Source organism: Rhizobium sp. USDA 4016 (assembly GCF_056279705.1).
This window is the reverse complement of record NZ_JBWCCY010000003.1, coordinates 312,087-334,202: the sequence shown is the minus strand read 5'-3', so window position 1 is coordinate 334,202 and position 22,116 is coordinate 312,087. Positions and strand designations below refer to the sequence as shown.

The 22,116-nt window shown below is 58.0% G+C and carries 23 protein-coding genes and 2 pseudogenes; 9 read left to right on the top strand and 16 right to left on the bottom strand.

Going from position 1 to position 22,116, the window contains the following annotated elements:
- Positions 1-25: 25 nt before the first annotated feature.
- Entirely contained in the window at positions 26-496 is a 471-nt protein-coding gene (locus tag ACZ9DP_RS14715) for a ProQ/FINO family protein (protein ID WP_476202657.1), read from the bottom strand.
- A 251-nt stretch (positions 497-747) separates the two neighbouring features.
- Between ACZ9DP_RS14715 and ACZ9DP_RS14710 the strand changes: the two are divergent.
- Positions 748-879, top strand: a pseudogene (locus ACZ9DP_RS14710) (plasmid maintenance toxin (PemK-like)); the annotation flags it as partial.
- A 12-nt stretch (positions 880-891) separates the two neighbouring features.
- On the opposite strand, the pseudogene ACZ9DP_RS14705 reads toward ACZ9DP_RS14710, so the two are convergent.
- Together ACZ9DP_RS14705 and ACZ9DP_RS14700 are read right to left on the bottom strand one after the other, a co-directional pair.
- A pseudogene (locus ACZ9DP_RS14705) lies at positions 892-1,810 on the bottom strand (recombinase family protein).
- A gap of 507 nt (positions 1,811-2,317) precedes the next feature.
- Positions 2,318-3,472, bottom strand: a complete 1,155-nt coding sequence (locus ACZ9DP_RS14700) for a site-specific integrase (RefSeq protein ID WP_476202655.1) — start codon at positions 3,470-3,472, stop codon at positions 2,318-2,320.
- A gap of 124 nt (positions 3,473-3,596) precedes the next feature.
- Here ACZ9DP_RS14700 and ACZ9DP_RS14695 point away from each other — a divergent pair, with 124 nt between their 5' ends.
- Positions 3,597-4,556 (top strand): DUF1403 family protein, encoded by a 960-nt coding sequence (locus ACZ9DP_RS14695; protein ID WP_476202654.1) that lies wholly within the window; start codon positions 3,597-3,599, stop codon positions 4,554-4,556.
- Positions 4,557-4,558: 2 nt separating this feature from the next.
- A complete protein-coding gene (gene scpB, locus ACZ9DP_RS14690) occupies positions 4,559-5,245 on the top strand; it encodes an SMC-Scp complex subunit ScpB (protein WP_476202652.1) in 687 nt (228 codons plus the stop codon).
- 275 nt (positions 5,246-5,520) lie between these two features.
- Here scpB and ACZ9DP_RS14685 read toward each other — a convergent pair whose 3' ends face one another.
- The 5 genes from ACZ9DP_RS14685 to ACZ9DP_RS14665 all read right to left on the bottom strand — a co-directional run bounded on the left by ACZ9DP_RS14685 (position 5,521) and on the right by ACZ9DP_RS14665 (position 9,861).
- Positions 5,521-5,988, bottom strand: coding sequence for a TIR domain-containing protein (locus ACZ9DP_RS14685; RefSeq protein WP_476202651.1), 468 nt, complete (start codon positions 5,986-5,988; stop codon positions 5,521-5,523).
- Positions 5,989-6,579: a 7-cyano-7-deazaguanine synthase gene (locus ACZ9DP_RS14680; protein ID WP_476202649.1), complete on the bottom strand. Its 591-nt coding sequence runs from the start codon at positions 6,577-6,579 to the stop codon at positions 5,989-5,991.
- The gene (locus ACZ9DP_RS14675) at positions 6,576-7,262 is read right to left on the bottom strand and encodes an 8-oxoguanine DNA glycosylase (protein WP_476202647.1); all 687 of its coding nucleotides are present in this window, start codon (positions 7,260-7,262) and stop codon (positions 6,576-6,578) included. The genes ACZ9DP_RS14680 and ACZ9DP_RS14675 overlap by 4 nt, the downstream gene beginning before the upstream one ends.
- Complete coding sequence (locus tag ACZ9DP_RS14670; protein WP_476202646.1) at positions 7,259-8,662, bottom strand: toll/interleukin-1 receptor domain-containing protein; 1,404 nt, start codon at positions 8,660-8,662, stop codon at positions 7,259-7,261. Before ACZ9DP_RS14670 ends, ACZ9DP_RS14675 begins: the two co-directional genes overlap by 4 nt.
- Positions 8,663-8,730: 68 nt before the next feature.
- The gene (locus tag ACZ9DP_RS14665) at positions 8,731-9,861 is read right to left on the bottom strand and encodes a carbohydrate kinase family protein (RefSeq protein WP_476202645.1); all 1,131 of its coding nucleotides are present in this window, start codon (positions 9,859-9,861) and stop codon (positions 8,731-8,733) included.
- Positions 9,862-10,085: 224 nt separating this feature from the next.
- Here ACZ9DP_RS14665 and ACZ9DP_RS14660 point away from each other — a divergent pair, with 224 nt between their 5' ends.
- The 6 genes from ACZ9DP_RS14660 (at position 10,086) to ACZ9DP_RS14635 (ending at position 15,234) form a co-directional block, all read left to right on the top strand.
- Positions 10,086-10,967 carry a DUF4231 domain-containing protein gene (locus ACZ9DP_RS14660; protein WP_476202643.1) on the top strand — a complete coding sequence of 294 codons (882 nt, stop codon included), beginning with the start codon at positions 10,086-10,088 and terminating at the stop codon, positions 10,965-10,967.
- A 115-nt stretch (positions 10,968-11,082) separates the two neighbouring features.
- Positions 11,083-12,030: a TIR domain-containing protein gene (locus ACZ9DP_RS14655; protein WP_476202641.1), complete on the top strand. Its 948-nt coding sequence runs from the start codon at positions 11,083-11,085 to the stop codon at positions 12,028-12,030.
- A gap of 27 nt (positions 12,031-12,057) precedes the next feature.
- Positions 12,058-13,389: a TRAFs-binding domain-containing protein gene (locus tag ACZ9DP_RS14650; RefSeq protein ID WP_476202639.1), complete on the top strand. Its 1,332-nt coding sequence runs from the start codon at positions 12,058-12,060 to the stop codon at positions 13,387-13,389.
- 6 nt (positions 13,390-13,395) lie between these two features.
- Positions 13,396-13,785: a TIR domain-containing protein gene (locus tag ACZ9DP_RS14645; RefSeq protein WP_476202637.1), complete on the top strand. Its 390-nt coding sequence runs from the start codon at positions 13,396-13,398 to the stop codon at positions 13,783-13,785.
- A gap of 256 nt (positions 13,786-14,041) precedes the next feature.
- A complete protein-coding gene (locus ACZ9DP_RS14640) occupies positions 14,042-14,326 on the top strand; it encodes a hypothetical protein (protein WP_476202636.1) in 285 nt (94 codons plus the stop codon).
- Positions 14,323-15,234: a TIR domain-containing protein gene (locus ACZ9DP_RS14635; protein ID WP_476202634.1), complete on the top strand. Its 912-nt coding sequence runs from the start codon at positions 14,323-14,325 to the stop codon at positions 15,232-15,234. Before ACZ9DP_RS14640 ends, ACZ9DP_RS14635 begins: the two co-directional genes overlap by 4 nt.
- 103 nt (positions 15,235-15,337) lie before the next feature.
- Here the strand turns inward: ACZ9DP_RS14635 and ACZ9DP_RS14630 are convergent, their stop codons facing one another.
- From ACZ9DP_RS14630 to ACZ9DP_RS14595, 8 genes are all read right to left on the bottom strand, one after another.
- Entirely contained in the window at positions 15,338-16,585 is a 1,248-nt protein-coding gene (locus ACZ9DP_RS14630) for a type II toxin-antitoxin system HipA family toxin (protein WP_476202633.1), read from the bottom strand.
- Positions 16,578-16,913 carry a helix-turn-helix domain-containing protein gene (locus ACZ9DP_RS14625; protein ID WP_476202632.1) on the bottom strand — a complete coding sequence of 112 codons (336 nt, stop codon included), beginning with the start codon at positions 16,911-16,913 and terminating at the stop codon, positions 16,578-16,580. Before ACZ9DP_RS14625 ends, ACZ9DP_RS14630 begins: the two co-directional genes overlap by 8 nt.
- Positions 16,914-17,288: 375 nt before the next feature.
- Positions 17,289-18,848 (bottom strand): E2 ligase fold family C protein, encoded by a 1,560-nt coding sequence (locus ACZ9DP_RS14620; protein ID WP_476202630.1) that lies wholly within the window; start codon positions 18,846-18,848, stop codon positions 17,289-17,291.
- A gap of 2 nt (positions 18,849-18,850) precedes the next feature.
- Positions 18,851-19,291 carry a Mov34/MPN/PAD-1 family protein gene (locus ACZ9DP_RS14615; RefSeq protein WP_476202629.1) on the bottom strand — a complete coding sequence of 147 codons (441 nt, stop codon included), beginning with the start codon at positions 19,289-19,291 and terminating at the stop codon, positions 18,851-18,853.
- A 44-nt stretch (positions 19,292-19,335) separates the two neighbouring features.
- Entirely contained in the window at positions 19,336-19,953 is a 618-nt protein-coding gene (locus ACZ9DP_RS14610) for a putative metal-binding protein (RefSeq protein WP_476202628.1), read from the bottom strand.
- On the bottom strand, positions 19,946-20,242 hold the full coding sequence (locus ACZ9DP_RS14605) for a DUF2604 domain-containing protein (protein ID WP_476202627.1): 297 nt from the start codon (positions 20,240-20,242) through the stop codon (positions 19,946-19,948). Before ACZ9DP_RS14605 ends, ACZ9DP_RS14610 begins: the two co-directional genes overlap by 8 nt.
- A 661-nt stretch (positions 20,243-20,903) precedes the next feature.
- Complete coding sequence (locus ACZ9DP_RS14600) at positions 20,904-21,509, bottom strand: hypothetical protein (protein ID WP_476202626.1); 606 nt, start codon at positions 21,507-21,509, stop codon at positions 20,904-20,906.
- Between the two features lie 26 nt (positions 21,510-21,535).
- Positions 21,536-22,048, bottom strand: coding sequence for a hypothetical protein (locus tag ACZ9DP_RS14595; protein ID WP_476202624.1), 513 nt, complete (start codon positions 22,046-22,048; stop codon positions 21,536-21,538).
- Positions 22,049-22,116: the final 68 nt, after the last annotated feature.

Below are 22,116 nucleotides of genomic sequence, written 5' to 3'. Positions count from 1 at the left end.
ACCAAGCCGAGATAGATGGCGCTCGTCAGGTCTGCCGGTCCCGTCCGAGAAGGGCGGCGCGGATCTGCTCTGTCTTGCTCGGGGGAGCTGGGGATGGGGCCGATTCGATATTAGAGGCGCTATTCTCGTCGTTATTTCGTTTCAGGCTCAAAAAGCGTTGCTGCGCAACAAGCCGGTCGGCGTTCGAAAGTGGCTCCACGGGATTGCCATCGATGTCATGACGCATCGAGCCAGGTTGGGCGCTCGCGAAATAGTACCGTTTTGAGTGGACAAAGGACCCAACGGCTCGGCGCAACGCCGTGGCTTTGACATCAGGCTTTATCAGCGCGCGGATATCGTTGAAGAGCCCGAGCGCGAAGGGACGGATCGGATCGCCTGGCGTATTGGGGAGAATCCCGATCGGACGGATCAGCAGTAAGCTGATCGCCTCTGCCTTTTGAACATCGAACTCTGTTGCTATGATCGGTCCGTGGCTGACGGTCCAGGGCTTGTCCATGAGTTCCTACCTTGCGCTTCTTTTCACTACGGATCGATTGTGAAGAGACGTTGACAGAAAGTCTATCTTCTAGATTTCCGCCGTCGCCGGCGCCACCTTTTCGGCAGTTTCAGCACGCTTGAAAAGTTACGGAAATCCCGCATATTACGGAGAACAGAGTTTTCACAATGACGTCAATAGTGCAGCCGTCGAAGCAGCCGAGATGGACAGCAATCTCGATCATCTCAACGCCGAGCTGCTTACGAGCAAGAATGCTGCCGATTGAACCCAAGATCCGCCGGGTCTTTCGATATTCCTATCTCTGGCACTGGCAATACCTCGAAGGCCGCGAAGAGGGCGATAAGGACCGCCCTTGCTTGGTGTTGGCGCTGGTCGGTCGCCTTCCATACTGGCTCTCATGGGCGAAGGAGACCGAAGCGGCGCGCTTCATCCAACAGCGCCCTGACAGAGGACGGTTGCCACTTCCGACCACCACGCGGCGGCCGCTCATGCATCTGGTCCAATTGCGTAGCAATTTCGCGCTGCGATAGATCGGGATCGGCGATCGCGATCGCGGCGACCAGCTTCATCAGATTGTCCTCCGGCGGTCGGCGAGGAGAGCGGCCGAGCAATTCTGGCTCGGCGAGTTTCTCGTGCACCATCCGGTGGATTGCCCGGCGCAAGCGCTCGACCGTCCAGTCGTGACCTTTGCGATTAAGTATCCGCACGACATTATCCCAACTGTGTTGCGGTCGCAGTTGGCGTACGGTTGGCAGCCATGTCTGCGCCGATGAGATCAGTTCGTCCAGATAAGCCCGACTGCGGGCGGCTGAGATAGCGCGGACAGCTTCCGGTCGGCGCTCGCGAAGTCCAGGGTGACCAGCGAGCCGGCCGCGTGCCTTAGCTGCCGTCATGACGGCTTTGGTTCGCTCCGCGATCAGCGCACGCTCGAGCTGGGCTACGGCACCTAGCACCTGCAGCGAAAACATGCCTTGCGGTGTCGAGGCGTCGATCGGATCGCGAAGGGACCGGAAGTGAATGCCTCGCTTCTCGAGCTCTTCGATGACGTTAAGCAAGTGGCTGACGGAACGCGCTAGCCGGTCCAGGCGGACGACGACGAGGGCATCGCCCGCGGTAAGTTCCTGGAGAAGCTTCGTCAGAATCGACCTGGTCCGTGATGCCCCGGATCACGTGCTCCTGATGGATGTGATGACAACCGGCCGCTCGCAACTCGTCGACCTGGGCATCGTTGAGCTGGTCGTCCGTCGAGACGCGCGCGTATCCGATCAGTCTTTGCGGCGGGCGAAGGGGATTGGAGGTTGCAGCTCTCGCCATGGAATCTCGCGGTCTTTTTAGAAGCGATTTGTACAAATAAAGAATGTATCAGTAAACGTTCGGTTGCAAGCGTGTTTTAGGTATTGAGTAGCGGCCCGCCAGACTCGAAATGCCGCCGTGGACGAGCAACGGAGCGTCCGGATCAGCAAACGCGCGTCAGCGGGCTTCTGTGGCGGAAATGCTGGAAAAACAGCGGTTCCGGAGATGGCCGCGAGATTAGCGGCCTGCTGAAGAGCGCCGCCGCTCAATTCTGGAAGAGGGGCGGGACCACGTGCGCCGACTGCGGCCGTCGAATTCTGCCTTGTGGAGTCCGGTCATCCCAGGCGAAATCGCCCAGAAAGCCCGGAAAACCGGGCATTTCCGGCGATCCAGGACGACCGACAGCCGTTTTCGCTCAATCACTTCCGATAACAGGTACTTATCAGAAGTGAGACCCACTTTTCCAATCGCAAAAGATGGGAAGTTCATTTGCCACCGCGGAATTTCCTCCAGAATGCGGCGAGCTCCTCAAAGTCCGCTCGCTTTCGTTAGATTAATGCGGAAACGATCCCTCCGGCGCTGGTAGCGTCGTGTCATTTCGGCCGAAGCATGGCCAAGCTGCTTCTGGACATAGCGTTCATCGACCTCGGCCGAAGAGGCGAGGCCGGCGCGCAGCGAATGGCCGGAGAATTTCGCCGCCCGCTCCCCTTCGCTGAGGTCACCGCGAACACCGGCGGCCAGCGCCGCCGCCTTGACCAGGCGAGCCACCTCCTTGTCGTTGAGGCGGTCCGGGCCGACAGCCTTCCCTTGCCCTGTGACGCGGCGGAAGAGGGGACCTTTGGCGAGCTTTCCAAACTTGATCCAGGTCTCGATGGCAACGACAGGGCAAGTGGCGTCGGAGGAGCCGCAGCCGACGTCCACCTCGCGCCAGCCGGTCTTGCCGCGCAGTGTCAGCAGCAGGCCTTTGTCGAAGATTTCGATCCAGCCCGAAGAATCCTCGGTCTGGTCGCGACCGAGGTCGAGGCCGACGATTTCCGAGCGGCGCAGGCCGCCGGCAAAGCCGATCAGCAGCATCGCCCGATCCCGCAAGCCGCGCAGGGTTCCCCTGTCCAGCGTCTCCAGCATGGCGATCAAATCTTCCGGCAGAATGGCTTCCTTCTGCCGGGGAGGGGCGGCGTGGGTGTTGCGAATGCCGGCCATCACGGTGGCGATGGCGCGATCCTTGCGGTCAAGCGGCATGCCGCGCTGGGCGCAGTTCCAACCGATCGCGGAGAGGCGCCGTTCGATCGTCGAAACGGTGTTCGCCTTCATGCCGCGTTCTGCGGTCCCTGACGCGCAGGCGGTGATGTAGAGACCGACGACCTGCGGATCCGGGGGGAGGGGCGCAACATTCTGGCGCCGACACCAGGCCGAAAAATGTTTCCAGTCCGCGGCATAGGCGCGCCGAGTATTGCCGGAGCTGGCCGCCTCGACATAGCCGCGTGCCCGATCGGCGAGTTTTTCCAGGTGCGCTGGCAACGTAGCATTCGGCACGGGAAGAGGTGAGGGGAGCCCGGCGCGGTCGATCGAGATGCCAGCCGACGGCTGCGGCGCGGAAACATCACCAGAGTGCGCCGTGCTGTCAGACGGAGCAGCGTTCTCCTCGGCGTGATTTTTGGTGTTCTGCTCGCTGATTTGGGCCATTTCTCTATAATGACAAAAACGTCCGATAATGCAATCTTATTGGACATAAGACGGTGCTGACGGGCGGTGCGGTTTTCTCGGAATTAGGTGGCCTAAGCCGCGCATCTCGACTATGCTTCACTGCATGGATTCGCGCCTTCGCTCACCGCTTGCCACCCCGATCGCGCCGGCGACCGTGCCGCTTCTGCCGGCCTGGGCGTCCTCGCGACAGCACGACCCGGGCGAGGCGGACGCCGCCTTCGCCGCCGGCATCGCCCTGAAATCGCTCGACGATCTGGTGCGCACCGAACCCGCCTGGGCCGGCTGCTGGCGTCATCGGCTGGTGCTGAGATGCGCGCAAGCCGCCGTGCGGCTGACTGGCCGCAACGAGGGCGAGGCGGCCTTGCGCGACGCGGTGCTGCTGACTGCGCCTGGCGGCAATCCGGGTCCGGCCGGCGCGATGGTTTTGGCCTTCAACAAGCTGGCGGCGAAGAAGCGGGCGATCGGCAGCAAGGTTCTGCAGGAGTTGGCGGTGCTGATCGCGTTGCGTCAGGAAGGCCTGAGCGAGGTCGCCGATTTGTTCGACGCCGCGCTGCAGTCGCCGCGCGCCGCGCCATTCGTCGCCGCCGATCTCGTGGCAAAAATCTGCGCCGCCCGGCCCGACGCCGAAATTTTGGCCTGGTGGTTGGCCGACCGTCTGCTGGCGGAAAAGCTCGGGTGGGATTGTGGCGTGCCATTGCTGATGGGCGAACGCTACGGCGCGGCGTTCAAGACGATCGGCGGCCGGGGAGGGGTGCGGCCCGGCGAGCCCGCTTTCCCGCGGGCGGTGTGCCTGGCGCTGGTCGCGGGCACGACCGAGGCCCTGCGGCAGGCCAACGACATCGACCGGCGGGCCGAAAAAGTACTGGCGGCGGCGCCGAAGGTGCGGACCAAGGGCGCCGGCGTCGTCATCGAAAAGCTGCTCAACGAGGATGCCGTGCCGGCTTCCGCACCCGGCAGCCATCTCTCCCGCTGGGCGGCAACGCGGCTGTTCGAGCGGCTGGAAAGTTTTGGCGCGGTGCGAGAGCTGTCCGGCCGGACCTCGTTTCGGATTTTTGGGCTGTGACCATGGCCGGAGGGAACGCAACAAAGGCAGGGAGGCGGGGCACGACGAAGTCCGAGGACACGGTCCTCCTCGACCGCGAGCTTGAGGATCTGCCGCCGGAACTGCGTTGGCGCGAATGGATGCTGCGGACGGAAGCCGTGATCTTTGCCGCCAGCGAGCCGGTCAGCCGCGAGGTCTTGGCGCGCGTGGTCGGTCAATCCTGCAGCATCGAGCTTTTGATCGACGACCTCAGGGAGGAATTGCGGTCCCGCCCCTATGATATCGTCGCGGTCGCCGGCGGCTGGCAGCACCGCACCCGCACGGTTTATGGTTCGGCGATCCGTGCGTCGCAGGCTCCGACGCGCAGCGTCGCCGCATCGCTGTCCGAGAACGAGGCCGCAGTGCTGGCGGCGATCGCCTATCTGCAGCCGGTGACCCGCGGCGAGCTATCCACCATGTTCGGCAAGGAGGTGAGCCGCGACACGATCGCCAGCCTGCGCGACGCCGGCTTCCTCGGTTCCGGCCCGCGCAGCCCAACGCCCGGCGCGCCCTATACCTATGTGACGACGAAGCATTTCCTCTCGGTGTTCGGCCTGGAAACCCTGCGCGAGCTCCCCGATCTCGAGCGGCTTGAGGACGCCGGGCTGCTCAGCCGGCAGACGCTTGAGGGCGATGGACTTGCTGAAGATGAAGGGTCGGAAGGGAACTGAGTGCAGGATTTCAGGTTCAGGCCTGCGCCTCATAGGTTGGATAGACGACGTCGACCACCCTCCCTCACGCGCGCGTAAGCTCCGAGCAGGGCCGCTAGTTCCACGCGCTGTGACTTGACAATTGTCTTCGACTGGAGTTCCCGAAGTTTATTGATTTCTCTTCGTTTCGAGAAGCAATCCGTAAGCCGCTCGATGAGCGGGCCGTGGCCTTCCGCCGCCAGGATCAGGCATTGCCATTGACGCTGGAGGAGGTGCGCGAGCCACCAAGGAAGCTGTCACTTCAATTCCTTGGGAAGATCGCTCCAATTCACCAGCTTGATACCGTGTCGCGACACCCAATCGGGGTTTGAAGCTGGCGCCTTCCCGCGCGGATGCACGCCAATCACCTTTTTGCTCTGGCGCAAGCTTTCCTCGACTTCCCACGTGACCCAATTGCTTTGCTTCGTGCTGTCGGAGACGTACACCACGCAGACGGACGACCGCTGGATACGTTCGGATATTTTCTCCTTTATATAAGCCGCCCGGTCGCTGTTATATGGCTCGCGGACGGAGTGGTCGTTGAATTCAATGTCGCTGTTCTCATTTTTCGCGTGAGCACGGAGGAGGTTCACCTCGTCCATGTCCTCGGTCGCGAAGCTTATGAACACATTGCGCTTGCCGCCTTGCAACGCCTGCTTTGCCTTTTCCTCAAGACTGCGAATGTCGCCAAGACGGCTCCAGCTTCCGCCGCTGCCTCCTCCCATTTACGCCTCCTCGATCTTGAATTCGTTGCAAGCGATACAATTTCCGCAGGGCTCTTCGTCGCCCATATGGCAGGAATAAGTCCCCTCGATGCCCTTCATCCGTGCGAGGGCGATCACTTCATCCTTGTGGAAAGACGCCAAGGGCGCAAGCACCCGGACCGGTCGGCCCATGATACGTCCGATTAGACTTTCGGCTTCCCTGAGAAAACCGGAAGTCTGGTCCGGGAAAAGCGCCGTCTCCTCGTGCAACAAACCAATGGAGACCGCGTCGGCTCCCACCTTGAACGCGTGCGCCGACGCCACCAGCAGGAACAGCATGTTCCGACCCGGGGTGAAGGCGTCCTCGATGATATGCTGGCTCGGATCTGTGAGACCCGAGCGGATTAGCGCACCATACCCCGGTAAATTAGCGATCTCCAGGTTATTCAAGGAAAGCTTCGTCATCGCGCGTTTGCAGGCCCGGAGCTCACGTTCCAGGGCCCTTTGGCCGTAATTTACGAAGAGGGGATGGATAAATAGCCCTTCTTCCTTTGCCAGATATGCGACAAGCGTTGAGTCTAACCCGCCGGAAACCAATGTCACGACGCTCATGCACCCATCTCCTGTCCTTTGAATACGCGCATGACGATCCAAATCGCCCAGTCCATGAGGCCGACCGCCATCCCCAGGCCCGAAGCATAATTTTTCAATACCTCTTCGCGCCGCGAATATCCGTTCAAGCTTGATAGGTTCGATGAGTCCTCGGAACCAAGGCCGATCTCGCTCATGTAGTCTAGCACGTGCCTATCCAAAACCGCCAAGCCATACGTTATACCGGTGTTGCGCAGAAACATGCTAGCTTGTTTTGGCCCCATTCCCGCCGCGTTCGCGACGAACCATCGACGCGCGTCCGTGGCATCGAGGAACCCCTCCAGGAGACCGGATAGCCCTTGAGCCTTGGCGTGAATAGCGCGATGCGTCGAGGCCAGCTGCTGTGCCTTTGCCTGGGGAAACCGATACCGTTGAGGCCTGTCTCCAACCACGAGCGTCGATCTTAAGGTGTTTTCGAGAGTGTCAACACAGACCGGTGCTCGACCTAGCAGGTGCCCCTTTCCCTCCAAAAGCTCCGCCGCCGCCACGGCCAGGGAATATTTGACTTGGCTGCTCAATATGCAACACGACAACTCTTTCCAAAGCACGGTTTCACTTGTCTTAGCCTCGGAGGAAGCCACCCGGCGCTGTATTTCCGGATAAATGCACACGACGGCTTGTTCCAGTCGTCCAGCGTGGGTCATTTGGCGAAGATCCCCGGTAACTGGTCGCTGATTTGATTGGTGGCACCGTCTCCCAGGGTTTTCAAGATGAACGCCTCCATTCTGTCCGTGTGGGCGTGCTCGTAAAGTTTCGCCGCGAAAGACCGATAATAGTCGAGATTGTGGAAGGCAACCTTGCCAGCATAGTCGATCCTGTCGTCGTCAATCGCAGCCAAGGTTACCCGTGAGTCGGAAAATTCAGTCTGATACATAAAGAAATCGTAATGTTGGTAATGGTTTAACCTGTTTGTCGCGTGATCTATCGCCATCCGGCACCATTCTAGGCCGTCGAAGCTGTCGGCGCCAGCGGTCGCGAGTAGCGCTATGCTCCAGGGGTTCCCCGTGCCCAGGCAGTGCAGGGGTTGATAGGACGGTAGCTGATCTAACGTTCTGCGAATGGCTCGCACGGTCTCGGCGCGTTCGATGAGCCCGCGACCAAGTTCTCGTTCGGCCACCGCGATGATGGGAGGTTTTAGGGCATCCGTCACGGCCTTTACAACGCTTGGCAGCTGGCTGGTCACGAAGCCCGCCGTGGTACGGTGCGCGTGAACGATCGGAAGGACGTTCGAACCTGTCGCACGCGCGTCTCGACGAACCGCTTCGATGACCTCGTGGGCTGCCATAACAGGATCAGGTGATGGGTCCATGACATCGAAGCAGTAGGACCAATCGTGCGGAATACCTTCCAGCGCTTCGTGAAATCGATCCGCCACCCATTCCGCGTCTCCGCGCCGGGTCGCCTCGTAATTTCCGGAGTCGATGAGAACTATGCCGTCGGCCGCGCGGATTTGCTCGAGCTCCGATTCGATGCCCTTCGGCCTACGATCTCGCCACAGGTCATATGCGGATACCAGAACGGTTGGCGACCCGAAGACACGCAGAGCCTTGACCGCGTCTAGCGGAGCGAGTTGGGTTTCATGGGACGAAACCGACAGGAAAACTGCTGGCAAGGACAGGGAGGTATTCCCGACCGATGACGGCCTCTTTGATGGCACGCGGCGAGGGACGAGCGTGCTAATTTTACGCAGCAACTTTTGAAACAAAGGATGGCCCTCGGTTTTATCCCATAGCCGAAAGTCAACCCTACTTAAGCTTCCATAGGTATACGGAAGCCTCGCGTCGTCGATCATCAGCGGCAAGATCGCGACCCCCGCGTCTCGCGCCAGCCTCATCTCGTCAATGACCGTTTCCTTAACGGTCGAATGCACCGACATTATCGCGACCGCACATTTTGTTTTGACGATCTGCTGGGGTACGATCTCGACGAAATCGCCAACTAACGTGTCATCCCACCACACGTCCCAGTGTTTCTTGAGAAGCGCAACGATTTCACCTGTTATGATGTCATCCTCACTCGCGTGGATAACATAGACGTCGGACATGCGTTGATTCTCTCCCCAAGGCCCCGGATCCTATTGATCCAAGAGAGATTTGCAACCGTTTTTCGGCGCTAATTCAACTTAGGGGCGTTCGTGCAGACCTGATAAATCGCGGATGCGAAATCGTTGCTAACCCCGGCCTCAGCGCAAAAAGACAAGGGCGGGCGTCCTTCCTCATCCAAGATCACTCCCGACGTACTTTTCGCCAAATGTGAGAGCGTTTCGTCCGAAAGCCCGTCGGCGATAACAAGAACGGCTTTCCCGATTTCCCCGATCATCATGGGATCCTCGACTATCCGCGCCTCCAGGCCAAGCTTACGGATGCAGAAGGCCGCCTCTTGAAGGGTATAGCGCCGTCCAAGGGTGTTTCCGGCACCAACCACCTCGATCATTTCATGCCGTAAGCTCACCAACGGATGCGCCACGAGCAAGGTGGATTCGTCGATGGGGTCCATCGGCTTGTCGCAATACACGGACACGGCACGAGATGCCTTGTCCGCCGCTTCCTGTGGTGAAGTTGCCTCGGACGCCCAATAGTGAGCGAAAACGCCTGAAAACACGTCGCCTGTTCCAATCTTGAATGTCTTGGCTGATCGATAAACGGGTATCTCACTCGGAGACATGCCGTTCGCGAACACCAATGCCCCATGGATACCTTGCTTGACCACGATGACATCGGCGTTCTCGGATGCGAGCAACCTGTACGCTCCGTCGCGAATGTCGTCGTTCCTTGCGTAAGCTTGGAATTCTTCCCTGTTCATCACAAGGGCAAGCTGTCGCGCGGTTGACCCGTTCAGCGAAAAAGGTTCGGGCGAGCGAGGCGATTGTGGATCATAGACAACCCTCTCTCCTCGAACACGAGCCGTGCCTTCGAGCATGCCAAAACGAAGAACACTCGGTCCGTCCACATCAATCGGCTGGCATTGCTTTATGGCGCCTGGGCGCGGCTCGATAAGCGGATCGGAGAGGGGATGGAAATAAGCGAACGCTATCTCCTGTGTCCTTGGCCGCCATTGGAAAGCCACTCCAAGTCGCTCAAGGAACGCGACCATAGCGAGGGATGGCTGCCTATCGTAGCAGTGCAGCGTGACGCTAGCGCTCAAACGGCTAACCGCCATGGCCGCCCGCAGACCTGACCCCCAAACGCCGTCCCACCGAGGAGTTTCACACAGTTCCCTGTAGATGCCACCCGCGATGCGCATTTCCACCTCCCGCCATATCCATCCTAATCAAGCGACCTTCGTAACCAGTCGTTATTTCAAGAACAAAAACAACCGATGAACATGCTGGTGACAACCTTATACGGCGACGGGTCGCGTCTTGTGGTTGAGATATCCGCGCGGTAAAGATTTCCGAAGTTGTTGGGTGGTATTTACGTATACCGCTCGTACCGAGGGAGCTTAAACGACGTGCGGCAGGGGCGACAGTGATCACGGAACAATTCGATTATCCCGCTCTCTATGAAACGGCGGGGAAGATGTCGGCAGACTCGCAAAGGTTGTTCTTGTGGCTGGTGCGCGGAGAATACACGCTGCTTGTAATGGCCGCCGTTCTGTCCATGAACTTTTACGCAACGTCGCACTATTTCATCATCCCGGCGATGATACTAATCGTATCGCTGGTTATCCTCATTTTCAGAAGCCTGCAAAAACCGGAGCAGGATTGGTACCGAGGCAGGGCCCTCGCCGAATCCATCAAAACTTCATGCTGGAAATATTGCATGAGATCGGAGCCTTTCGGCGACAATGACAGCGTTGCGGCGCGCCGTGCCGAATTTCGCGCCTACCTCACTGAGATTTTGCGAGCTAACCGCCTCATTGGGGATCGCCTCCCGGCCGACAACGCGGCAGAGGAACAGATCACGACATCAATGGAGGCAGTCAGGGCGCTACCTCTCGAAGAGCGCAAAAAATATTACGACAAAAACCGCGTGAGGAACCAGCGTACCTGGTATGCGAAAATGGCAAGCGGCAACAAGAAATCAAGCAGAAACTGGATGATCGCGAGCATCGCCTTCTACGGCATCGCGATTGTGTTGAGCCTCGTGCGCATCACCGACCCGGGTTTCGCGTATTGGCCAGTCGAGCCCGCCATCGTGGTGGCCTCATCCATTCTTGGATGGGTTCAGATAAAGAAATTCAATGAACTGGCATCCTCCTACACGCTCACGGCACACGAGATTGGCATTATCCAGGGCAGGATCGCGGACATCTCCAGCGAGGATGAGTTTTCGAAGTTTGTGCTGGACGCCGAGCAAGCGTTTTCCCGCGAGCACACGCAATGGGTCGCCCGACAACAACATACATAGCGGTTCTCCATGGATCACCAGTGCTGGGCTGATGCCCGGGGAGATGCCCTGGCTTTGCGCTTCAACCTTTCAATACCCCGCACGATAGGCGCGCGACGGTCGCACGGAAGAGAAGATGTTTAATTTATTCATGACGAGCGTCGAGGATTACTGGACCGAGACGAATGAAACGTCTTTTGGCTGGGACCGAGTGTTTGAATATACCGATCCGGAATTGAAACGGACATATATGCCTCATGCCGCAGAGGCGATAAAGCGCCTCGTGGGCATACCGGTACTGTTCACCTACGAGTATTCCAAAAAACCGCCGGAGAACGATGAGGACCTACCAGGGCCTTTGAGGATTGGGCGAATTGTCGATATCAAACCTTCTACGAAGCAAGTCGATGTTACTTTCGAGATCGATCCTGGCGTCGAGCCCATCAACGCGCGGGAAATCTATCGGATCGCCGATCAACTACAAATTCAATCTGGTGAAAACTTCCGATCACATTGGGCGCTCAAGCCGGTCGACCTCATTGAACTCCTGAAAAAAGAAAGTCTTTACAGGACTATAACAACGCCCAAGGTCGAGGACGAATTGCGTAGCTTCGCGAATGATATCGCGAAGCCTGGAGAGGAGAAGGATAAGGTTTTCGTTGTGCATGGGCACGATGAAAGCGCCCTCTACAACGTCGCTCGTTACATAGGTAAAATGAAACTCAAGGATGTCGTCCTCGCGGAGCAGGCGAACGCTGGCAATACGGTGATATCGAAATTGCTCAGCCTATCCTCCGACGTGAAATTTGCAGTGGTCATCCTAACCCCAGACGACGTCGGCGGCCCCAAGGGTGGAGAGCAGGCCTATCGCCCGCGACAAAACGCAATTCTAGAACTTGGTTATTTCCTTGGAAAGCTCGGTGCATCCAAGATCGCCATCCTCAAATCCGGAAATCTCGAGCTACCTAGCGACTTCGATGGGGTTGTCACGATTGACTACGACACCTCGGGCGCTTGGCTACTGCCTCTCGTGAAGGAATTCAAAGCGGCCGGACTTCGCTTCGACCTTAACGGAATCCTTTGAACCAACGGTCAACAACGGAGATCTCCGATGGCGCGTAAACCGCTGTGTTTTGTCTTAATGCCGTTCGGCACGAAATCGGCCGGCGGCGAAAAGCCCATTAATTTCGACGCTGTCTATGAAGAATTCATCAAGCCCGCCATCGAGGAGGCCGGTCTGGATCCCATTCGCGCGGACGAGGAGCAGGCTGGAGGAATAATCCACAAGCCAATGTTCGAGCGGCTTGTTCTCTGCGAGTACGCAATCGCTGACCTCACGACGGCAAACGCGAATGTCTTTTATGAACTTGGGGTCCGTCACGCGGCGAAGCCACGAACGACGGTCCTCCTGTTCGCGAAGGACCAGGGACGACTGCCGTTCGATGTGGCCCCTCTCAGAGCCATGCCATATTCAATCGGCACCAGGGGCGGGCCCATAGATAAGCCGAAGTCAATTGAAGCGCTGGTCGCGCGTTTGAAAGCAGCCAGGACGGCGGCTGATAAGGATAGCCCACTTTTCCAACTTATTGACGAGTATCCAGAAACGAAGCTTGCTCACGAAAAGACGGACATCTTTCGCGAGCAGGTAGCCTACGGAGAAGAGCTTAAGACGAAACTTCGCGCGGCTCGAAAAGAGGGGCGGGACGCTGTCTACGCCATCGAGGAGTCGCTTGGAAGTCTCGAGGATGAAGAAGCGGGGGTGATCGTGGACCTATTCATCTCCTATCGCAGCCTCGAGGCCTGGGCCGACATGGTCCGAATGTTCTCGAAAGTGGACGCCACCCTGCGTAACACGATCTTGCTTCGCGAGCAGTATGCCATGGCTCTCAATCGAAATAGTGATGGCGAGGAAGCCGAGAAGGTCTTGGAGCAACTCATCCATGAGAGGGGCCCAAGCAGCGAGACCTACGGAATACTTGGCCGCGTCTACAAGGATCGCTGGCTGAAGGCGAAGGAAGAGGGAAAGACTGGTAAGGCTAAGGGTCATCTACGACAAGCCATTGAAACCTACCTGAAGGGCTTCGAAGCGGATTGGAGAGACGCCTACCCGGGCATAAACGCGCTCACCTTGATTCACGCCCAAGATCACGCGGATCCGCGAATTCCTGAATTGAGATCGGTTGTCGAGTACGCGGTTAGAAGAAAGATTGCCAGCGGGATTTCAGATTACTGGGATTACGCGAGTCTCTTGGAGTTGTCCGTCCTGGCTAAGGATCAAGTATCCAGTGAAACTCATCTCGGTGACGCGCTCAGCCACATCCGAGAGGGTTGGGAGCCCAAGACGACGGCAAAAAACTTGTCCGTCCTCCTTGAGGCACTACCAGCGGACTCCAATGATCGTCGCTGGATCGAGAACATCGTCAACGAGTTGATTGGAAACTGATCTAACATGGCATACGACCTCTTCATCAGTCACGCCTGGAGCTATAGCGAACGCTACGCGGGTGTCATTCGTTTGCTGGATATCGCTTCTAGCAACCTCTCTTGGTTTTCCTACAGGGACTATAGCGTTCCCCGAAACGAACCCATCATCGCGCCCAACGAGACCGTGCGAAACTCGGTCTTGAAAGGGCGGCTGAAGGAGCAAATCCGCCAGGCAAGCTGCGTGATCGTCCCCGCCGGTATACGTGAACGATCGTTTCTGGATTCAAACGGAGATCGACTTGGCGCTCAACGCGTTCATGTACCCCAAGCCGATCATTGGCATCAGAAGGCGCAGCCAGCAAAGAACACCGGTCGAGCTCGAGCGTCAGGCAAACGTGATGGTCAACTGGAATAGCAACAGCCTGGCTACCGCGATATACGAGGACTGCCGATAGGCCAAAAAAGGCGGTCCGCGCTACCCCCCGATGTTGCCTTCACGTAGTACGGTAAAAAAGCAGGACGACCTCCTCTCGTCGGGCTTAGTGGACCTTTGGCGCCAAGGTTCGCGCCTTGGCCCATGGTTAATTGTAATACTAGCATCCCGAAGGCTTTCGGCCGCCACCAGTCGAATCCGCACTCAGATGCAGTGCTCAATGATATGGAACGAAACAATGTTCAAAGTCACCGGACTTGATAACCTCAAGAAGAAGACCGACCAGCTTTCGAGTTTCTCGCAAGCGATCGATGGCGAGATAGCGAACGTCTCGTTCGATCCCACGGATCCTGCGAGCATCGAGGCGGCCATCCAAGAAGCGCATGACGCTATTGATCAGAAAGCCATTCCCTACGAGCAAAATGATTGGATCACTTCCCTTGTGGAACAGCTGAAAGAGAGCGTTCGTGATCAAATCCTGGAGCGAGCCGCAGTGGCAAGGCTTGAGGGGAGCGCCGAATGACCGTCGCGTCCGCTTTGAATGATGTGAACAACGCCATTCTCGATCTTCAGCAGGCTGACTATAATACCTATGACCGCCCCTTGAGGAAGCTGGCGAAAGCGCTTCAGAGCGATGAACTGAAGGACATTAACGATGCGCTGAAACGCGCCGTAGACTTTGAAGCCTTCATCAACGGCTCGGAGCAAGGCGGTTCGATGATGGGCAGTGCAAGCTTGTCGTGGCCGGACGGTAAGGCGCAAGAACTTGGTCTTACGATCACATTGATCGAGAAGGGCGCGGAAAATCCAGATTGGTTCATGAATTTTGGCCACGAATGGTTTCACGATGGAAACAAGCTGATCGCGGGGATCCGCAAAATGATCAAGTCCGTCCTCATTCCATTCGGGCGTGACTACAAGGCGTATGTCCAGGAGCAGCTACCAGCGCCTGTCACTGAAATGCGCCCGGCGGACAAGTCAAAGGTTTTCATCGTGCATGGCCACGACGAAGGACCTCGCGAAACGCTCGCCCGCTTTATCGAGCAGCTCGGCCTGGAAGCCGTCATTCTGCATGAAAAGGCGAGCGGCGGAATGACCATCCCGGAAAAGCTCGCGAAGTACGGAAACGTTGGGTTTGCCGTGGTTCTCCTGACGCCAGATGACTTCGGCAGGTCAAAGAAGGACGCGCAGGAGAGAGCACGCGCCAGGCAAAACGTCATCCTTGAACTCGGCTATTTCGTGGGAAGGCTGGGTCGGGACAAGGTCTGCGGTCTGTTGAAAGGCGACATCGAGATCCCCAGCGACTACGTAGGCACCGTTTATGTTTCGTGGGATGAAGTTGGAGCTTGGAAGCTTTCGCTGGCCAAGGAGCTAGACGCCTCTGGATATGACATCGACTTCAACAAGCTCATCAAAGCCGGTTGTTTATAAGGACCGCGACAAAAGCCGTCTTGCCGGCACCGAGGCCAGAAATCTTCCTTCGTCCGACAAAGAGATGGTACGAGACGTCATCGGCGGATCAAAGTTGTGGCCTTCACAACGTCAAAGCCCGCTTGAGATCGTCATGCTCGAACGCGCTGGCCATGCGATTGATCTCGGCCGACCGGGCGCCAACCGCCTTGGCGGTATCGCGCCAGGTCGCCGTCACAGTCGCCACCTGTTTGATGATGGTGCGCGCCTGCGCCAAGGTGAGCGCGAAAAATTCCGAAGCCGCCTCCAACAAATCGAGCGAACAGGTGCCTTCGTCGAGGTCTATGTTGGTTGTCAGCACGCGCGCCTTGATGTCGGTCGGGACTGGATTGAGGTCGTAAGCCGGTGACAACGACCATCCAGCTTTTCCGAGCCACAGGAAGCCGTGATTGCGGAGGTGGTCATCGACGTTGGAGATCAACACGTTGAAGACGACACGCCGATAGAGCGCGTGTGCGTCCGTCTTTCCCTGCGCGCCATATTGCGCGAGTGCATCGACGATCTCCGGATAACTGCCGCGCTCGCCGTCTCTGGCGCCCATCATAGCCATCGCCGACAGGAACGGCATGCGGACTTCGCCATCGCGATCGAAACGCCGCGACAACATGACTGCTTTGCCGGCGACTTCGATGAGTTCGTGCTGTGGGGTAGCGATGCCGGCTTGGCCAGCTAACCTCAGCGCGACCTCCTCCCAGGTCTCCATGCTGTAATCGTCAGTTTCCTTCGGGAACTTGGCGATGGAGAGGTGCCCATGATGGTCGATGACCGACGCCTTTGGTCGAGCCCCACCAAGAGAGGAGCCGGGCGCGAAAATGAGCTGGAGGTCTTCATCAGTCTCCTCATCGCGCAGAATTCGCTCCGTGATCTGGAGGAGCCTGCCGAGCTCGATCAGGGCTGGTACGCCGGCGCGGATCGGTGCCTGGAACATCTCCTCGCCGACCCAGCGGAAGCGGAGCGCCCCAAGCCGCGTTTCGTCCGCAACACCGAGCAGGTAATCGCTCTCCGCAAGGGTCCGGACAGCACGGTCCTCGCGCTCGGCAAGGCGACGTTCTGCGCGCTGCATGAGGCGGCGGCCCCAGGTGTCAGGTGCGGAGTCGCCGATCGAACCGAAGGTGGCAAGTCCGGCTGGCGGGGCAAAGGCGCCCCGGGTTAGGGCAAGGGCTGGCTCCAGTGAAAACCGATCGGGGTCCTCGAGCCATTGACTGGCATACTCGAAGAGGATTGTCTCCGTGCCTCGGACGCGATTGCTCCTTGCCAGTCCGATCGGGCGCGTGCGTCCGTTCAGATCGATATGTACCTCAAAATCAGCCATCACGTGATGATCCGGCGGGCCGCTTGAGATGCGCACGCTTTGGCAGTTCGGCGCTGGCGAGTGCTTGGCCGACCCTGTCGTTGCTGATGTCGGCGATTTGGCTCAGCCCGTCGAGCAAGCCGAGCGCCTGAAGAACGCCAGCATAGATGCCGATGCTGACGTTGGTGTCGCCGGCTTCGATTTTCTGCAAGGTCGAGCGGGACGTGAAAGCGCGTTCGGCTACGACTGCCATCGGCAGCCGACGGCGCCGACGAGCATCGTGAATATCCGAGCCGAGCTTGCGCAAGGCTCGCCGCACAGCGGCAGGAGGGTTGTGTGGTGTAGGCATTTGGGACCTTCGCACTCCATAACGGGAGGATATGTAGCACGAAGCATACATAAATCCATAGTGAGACGAGATCTTGTTGATCAGAAGTTCCCGATCTCTGCGATCATCGCCGCCCGCGCTAGTTCGCCGCGATGGTGACCTGCGCCAAGAATGCAAAATAGCGGTAAAACTTCGCACTGTTGGAGCGTTCGTTCTCGCGTAACAGCAATCCCTAAAGCGCGTCGCGATCTTTAGATTCGCTCTCTGCGCTTTTCTTATGCATGTCGTTGCCACAAAACCGCTGCACACTTTTGTGCGACATGCTTTAGGCTCTTGAGAGTGAAGCTCGACGCTGGCCGACACACCGTCCGCGGCAACGGAAATGTCCACCTTTGTCTATCCAGCGGATATGTTGCTTAGTGGTTCAAGGCTGTTGCCGTATTTGCGCCTGTAAGCCGAGATGAAATCCCCGTCGCAACAGATACAGCGGCCGCTCGAGTCTTTGGCCTTCGGGTCATGCAAGTGAGATCCAAGGGGGCGCAGAAGATTGACGCGAGTGCTTGTCGTTGGACTCATGGGGAAACCGGCACTATGTTTGACCAGCTCTGCGGCAAGCATGATGCCGGCAAGCGCTGACTGAAAGGCCATCGGAACTACAGTTCGGACGAGACGACTTCCATCGCTCAGCTGAAATACCAGACCGCCGCAGATCGCCTGTTGATAAAAAGACCGCAGCGGCTGGCCAACGAACGGGGCTAGCGCTTCAAAAGGCACCGACATCGCCGTAGCCACCCGAACGACAAAGTCATGGGGAGCCCCATCATTTGTCTGCAGGAGCGTCTTCACCTGATCGTGCGCGTCCGGTACTCCGAATTCCTCGGCAATCAGATGGTGCTCGTCCTTGGATTTTCCGGATGGCATGTACATGCAACAAAGGCATGCCTTGCCGTCATCGAAACCATGCCGCGAGATGCCGAGATCATGTTCCTGCGTCCAGGCATTCGCGATCCATCGGGGTAGAGCACCTTGGACAGCAAGACGGTCGGCGGCTGTGTCAAGCGCCACACCCACTCGGTCGAAAACCCAGTTGCCCCCGCGCGCAATATATTCTGCCCACTTCAGCGGGTGCGCCTCGACCTCGAGAGCGGTCGATCGGAGGGCGGTGGTTGCAAGCTCCGCCTTGAAGATACCGATCTCCGCTTGGCCGGCCAATACGTAGCGCTGCAAGTTTGAGAGTTCGACCGCTTCGTGATCAATGACATGCAGGCGACCCGCGAGGCCGGATTGTCTCGCCAGGGCCCAAAGCGAGCCATGGCCAATGGCGCCCAACCCGACGAGGTGCGCTTCACCGAGGTCGACAGAAAGATCAATCGGGCCAGCATCGCCGGCTTTGGTCTTGTTGTAGCTGTATAACGAGAGGTCGATGTTCTCGTCGAGCTCGGCGCCGGTCAGCTGGGCGGCGAAGATGGTCCGAAAGACGTTGGCGGCGCCGAAGCAGCTCGCGGCGCCAGCTCCATAAGGCAGCAAGCTCGAGCCAGAGCCCACCGGGTCGTGACGCGATAGTTTTGCCGCCCAACCATCCGACCCCATGAAAAAGGTGGTGCACTGCAGCGATGGGCGCGTCGTACCTGCAACCAAGCAGACCGTGGCGGACTTGCCGGAACGCCGGATGCCGACTTTTGGATTGATCGACATTGCCAGACGCTCCAGCGCTTTGGCTTGGGAGTTCGCCGCAGTGTCCAATGGAACTATTGCCAGAACCGGATACAGTCTGGCGAGCAACCGCACCGCAAGGTCCAGCGCCGCCTGGCCTTCGGCACACGAAGCGGCCTGCTCGTCGAAGGCGATGGCCACGACCTGCTTCTCAAGAGCCGCTTTGAAGTCGGCCAGATGAAAATCGGCCAGCACCTGAGATGCCGCCGTCGCGGCGCGATCGATGAAATTAGCAAGGGCCATCGTTAACTCGTTATCGAAATCATTCGCGTCAGTACCGCCGACGGCAGCTCGTTCCAGTTCGCCCTCGCGTCAAGGCGATAGGCGGCAACGCGAGCAAGGTCGAAAGGCTCGCGCGCGAAATTCGGCACGACCAACGACAAACACCCAACCGTGGTAGCGACCGCGTAGGCGTCATCGGTCGTCGAGTGATAGGCGCGGCCCGGATGACTATGGATCTGCGCCAGAAGCGTCAGGCCCCGTTTGTAGAGCCAGACATTAAGCCGGTGCAGTTCTTCGGCAGGGACCATCACACAGACGCCATCGCTTGTTCGGATGTGGCGTTGCGCCGGGATCACTGTCTCCGACACGACAAAATGCTGGTCTTGCCGGACGCCGACCCAGAGCGCCATCCCTTCATGGCCCTGCTGTCCAACCGACCGCAGATGCGCCTGTACAGTATGCACACAGGCTCGAGGGAGGGCGACGGTTCTGACCTCCTCTAACCCTGTCATTCTGGAATTGCCTGAGGCGATACCAACATTCCCACGACTATCGGCTGGAGTTGAATCTGCAACTGGTCTATCGGTTTGATTCCGTATTTGATGATCTTGTCCAGGATGAAGGCCAAACAGCCTTCGCCAGAACCCCGATGAAGTAGCCATGGGTCACCTGAGTGCGCTGGATTATCGTGGTATTCCCGAACTCCCGCCATGCACAGGAATGGGGGGTCCTGGAGACTGTTGGCTTGAATGAAGTCCGTCAATGATATCGCGTTCTGCTGAATGAGATTTGCAATCATTTCCGGCGGGGTTCCGGGCAGTGGCGGACGCCTCAGCATATTCAGTTGAAGATCCTTCCGGGCAACCGGCTGGCGAGTGAACGGATCGACGAAGACCACGGACGGTGGTCTGAGATCGTAGTTGGTAAAGTCGATGTCGATGGCCGCGCCGATAGCGCGCGGCTTTACTTTAGGGCTTGCAAATATGAAGAAAGCACTCGGGAAGCTCGCCTCGATCAGGAAGCAGCCTTGTGTCCGATAGGCATCCGCATATGCGCGGAACCGAGCGACCTCCCGATCAAACTTTACTCGGGAGACCTCCGGGTCCACAGTTTGGAGCTCAGGCACCTGCGACACCCGCCTTCAGGCTAAGGAACAGAGTTACAGTGTTGGCTAAGCCGAAATCGCCGATTTTCTTGTCGGCATCGAGCAAGGTGCCGGCCTCGTCCTTGAACTCCCAGTTCTCGGCAGGCTGAGCCACGTTCTGCGTTTGCTCAAGGGCTTTGGTGCGAACGACGTGAAGCGGCTGGTTGGGATTGGCTTCGACCTCAGTGGGCTGACCGTTCACCACAACGGTGATTTCGATCTTCCCGGGGCCGCCGCCGTGATTATTGCCTTTACCCGAATCCCTCGACATTGTCATACTCCTGTGGCTTGCCAACCGGCCCCAAGTTGCAGCTGCCGACCCACTGACGAGGGGCTGGCGGTCTTTGATCGTCCACTCGGCGCCACCAACCGCGGGTACGTGAAAGACAGGGGATAAGCTATCGAATCGGTGCTGAACTTCTTTTACGCGGTACTTCAGCAGCAAGTAAACGCGAAAAAATGCTCTTCACAACTCTAATCGATTAGAGCATCGCGAAAGTATTGCGATGTCTTCACGTGCTTTCGCAGTCGCCTTCGGAGGGGGCAGAGTGGTGAGTGTGCCGGAGACGGGGTCGATGATGTTCCGCCCATTATTTTCGCGATTTTGCGGTGGCCTGTCATGGTCGAGCTCAGTCAATGTACTCAGCTTGACCTGCACATCGAGTTCCTGCGGATCTGATGGGGTTACCACGCGCCGCAGTTCTTCAGTTATGCATATCACTTGATATCTTCTTATCTGCATACTAGAACGGGTCGGGCATTCGATATGCGGTGCGAAAGATATGCAGTGGCCTGCAGGCGGACTTTCCGGACCACTTTTTCGAGATCGAACGCCGCAGCTGGTGACCCAGTTCTCTGCCTGTGATCAAAGCAATGAACGCTCTTGGGAACCGCCCACCATGGGACGACAGCCAGATCGCGGAAGCCGTTCATCAACGAGCTGTCTTGCGCCATGAACGCCATGTTCCGATGAGCAAACCTGTTGTCAAAACAGGCCAAAGGACATGTCCCCACGCTTGGAGGATCTGCGGCTCGAAATAATAAGGCGTTTCCATATTTATTGCCTGGGTATCGCTCATGCAGTGAGTGATGCGCGTTGGTCCGGGAACATTCGTCCAGAGGAAGTCGTAGTGCGGCCGCGTTGGGCACAGCTCCGCCGGAGCCAATGTTAGAAAATATTGCAGCGACAGCGCAGCAGATGCGACAACGATAAGCGCAAAGATGATCAGGAGCGCGATCGCATCACGATCGGCGTTGACCGAGGTCAGCTTCTTGGAGGACCGTCGCCCGGGACGGGCCGCTTGGAACCACAAAGCACCCGCGACGAAAGAGGCAAGCATGGGACCAAAAATAATGAAATACACGGCATTCAACTTGAGAGGAACATAGTCGCCAATTAACGGCAGTTCGCCGGTGTAGCTTGTCGGCGCGCGTGCGATCCAGAGGGCCAGAATAAGCCCTGCCAACGTAATGAGGGCAAGTCTGACGACCGGATCCTTCAGGAACGTTCCGGCGCCTTCCCCGGTTGTTTCGCTCATTGATAAATCCTCTGGTCGCTGCACGGCTACTGGCACAATTTCTTGGCTTCGTCGGATATTCCGTCGCCAAGCGATTTTGAAATCTGCTCGCCAAGCGCCTCCACGACATCGCCGAATGTCCCGCCGGCGGAAAGAAGCTTGATGTCTCGGCGGCTCACCGCGCAGGTGGTGAGATTGATTTCTGCATCGAAGCTCAGTCGGGCGGAGACGTTGCCCTTGAGTGCGGCCGCGTCTGAAGTGCGGCAGGTCAGCGAACCTATGGCTGTTGCTGTCGCAACATCCCCTTTCACGTTGACGGCGAGCTCTTCGATTTCAACTTTTTCAAATTTGTCGACGCCGATGGTAAACAAGCCAGTCTTTACCTTTAGCGCCTGGCAGGGCTGGGCTTTCTCTATCGCATTCTCGAGGGCGTTTCCTGCCTCTGCGGACGACGATAGAGCAAGGAGCGCGGACGCGGCGAGAAAAACTTGCCACGATTTGAACGGACCGTGAATCGCTTTGTTTAGTGAAGCTGTCAGCATCTGCCTTTGCTCGTCCATGCTCACTCTCCTTCATCGACAGTTGGATTCGCTCTCAGTGTAGGCGCGGGCGCCACGGACCGCAGCCT